Source organism: Taylorella asinigenitalis ATCC 700933 (genome assembly GCF_000687755.1).
Taxonomy (GTDB): Bacteria; Pseudomonadota; Gammaproteobacteria; order Burkholderiales; family Burkholderiaceae_B; genus Taylorella; species Taylorella asinigenitalis.
In genome coordinates this window covers 1-1,786 of sequence record NZ_JHXN01000032.1, presented here as the reverse complement: position 1 = coordinate 1,786, position 1,786 = coordinate 1, and the positions used below count along the sequence as shown (strand labels likewise).

Here is a 1,786-nt window from a genome sequence, read left to right as displayed (position 1 = left end):
CCACCCAGGTTCCGTTTTGCAGACTGAATTTTTGCAGGCCGCTCGTGGCGTCGGCAATGTACAGGGTATCCGCACCGGGCAGGCCGTCCAGATCGGCCCAGAAAAAGCCGTAGCTGTCGCCGGTAACGCTGTCGGACAGACCCGGCAGGCGGCTGACGGTCTGGTTCCCGGTCGTGGGCAGGCCATTTCCTACGCTCAAGAGCCCTTTCGTGCCGTTGCCACTGCCACTCGACACGTACAGTTGATCGCCGAAGATGCCCAGTTGACGCAGGTTGGACGCGGCGCTGCTGATGCTGAGGCCGCTGCTGGCGCCCAGCGCGTAGAGCCGCACGCCGCTGTTGCCGCCAGTGACATAAAAACTGCGGCCATCTGTGCTGGCGGCGCTCCGGATATTGTCGCCACTGTAGGCGTCGGGAAGGGTCGTGGTGGTGTCCACAGTGCCGGCACTGTCCAGACGCCCGATCACGCGAGGTGTGGTCGCACTGTCGCTCGCCTTGACATTCGCCAGGCCGACGCTGGCCGCGTAGCCGGTCAATACCAGGTAATGAGCGTCCGCCGAGCGCGTCAGCATCCCTTCACTGCTGGCGGTGCCGCTGGCCAGGAGCGGCCTGTTGCTGCCACTGGTGCTGGTCGGCAGGCTCAGCGTCCGGACCAGCGACCCGTCGTTGGGATTGATGATGTCCACGAAAACGGGCGTGGCGGCGCTCGTCAGTTTGGCGCTGCCGTCCCCGACGCGGTACACCGCCACGTTGGGCAGGCTGGTCACGGGAGCGCTGACGGTCACGCCCGTGCTGGCGCTCACCGGGGCGCCGCTGCCGGGCGTGACCGTGGCTGTCAGGGTCACCGTGCCCGCCGCTTCCGCTCGCGCGACGCCGCGCTCGTCCACCGTCAGCTTGCTTGGGTCGCTGCTGCTCCAGCTGACGTTGACGGCGCAGTTGGGCGGTGACGTGGTGTAGATTGCCTTGAAGGTCTGGGTGCCGCCCACCGGCAGGGTGGAGTTGTCTGGGGTCACGCTCAGGTTGCTGACGGTGCAGGTCTGGGCCGGCAGGGCACCGACAATCACGGTCTCGGCGCGAAATTTCTGCCAGTCCTGCGCCGGGGCGACCAGGTCTTTGGCGATCTTGCCGTCACCGTAATACACGCTGTCGCCATTGTCGGTCAGCACCTGCACCGGCTGCCCGGTCAAGGCGTCGCTGTCGGGGTTGCCCGCAGGCATCGTAACGATGCTTTCCAGGCTGCCGTCCATGCTGGTGGCCAGGGCTTGCAGGTCATTGCGCAGATGCGCCGCGCCGTTGCTCTGGCCGTTCCACGAGTACAGCGCAAACGAGCTGCCCCCGCTGGCTGGCCCCGCCAGAATCAGGCAGCCCTGATCGTTGCACTTCAGCTCACGGATGCCGCGCCCGCCCAGGTCGAGTTGCACAGGAGCCCCGAAGGTGGCGGTGCGGGCCGTTCCCGTGACCAGCTCGGTGAAGTTGGTGACGGGAACGATCAACGCAGCGTTGCGCGTGCCGGACGGTTCCAGCGGCGCTCGGAATCCCAGGTAGGCCACGCTGCTGCCCGGTTTGAAGGCCAGACCTTCGATGTTGTACCCCACGCCGCCGTCGGCCTCAGGAATGACGCCACTGGCGGCGCTGGCCCCCAGTCCCAGGGCGTTGCCGTTGGCCCGGTCCCAGGCGAGCAGATCGTCGCGTAGATGATCGTAAGACCCCACGAAGTTCAGGGTGGCCGCCGCGCCCGAGCCCTGAAGGTCGGTCGCAAACACCCGGTTGCGATTGGGACGCGCCTT

1 protein-coding gene is annotated in these 1,786 nt (G+C 66.8%); it reads right to left on the bottom strand.

The genetic code is table 11. From position 1 onward, the window contains the following. Window positions 1-1,786 (bottom strand): DUF3616 domain-containing protein (locus T432_RS08955; RefSeq protein ID WP_156026352.1); only part of this gene is annotated, 1,786 nt, incomplete at both ends.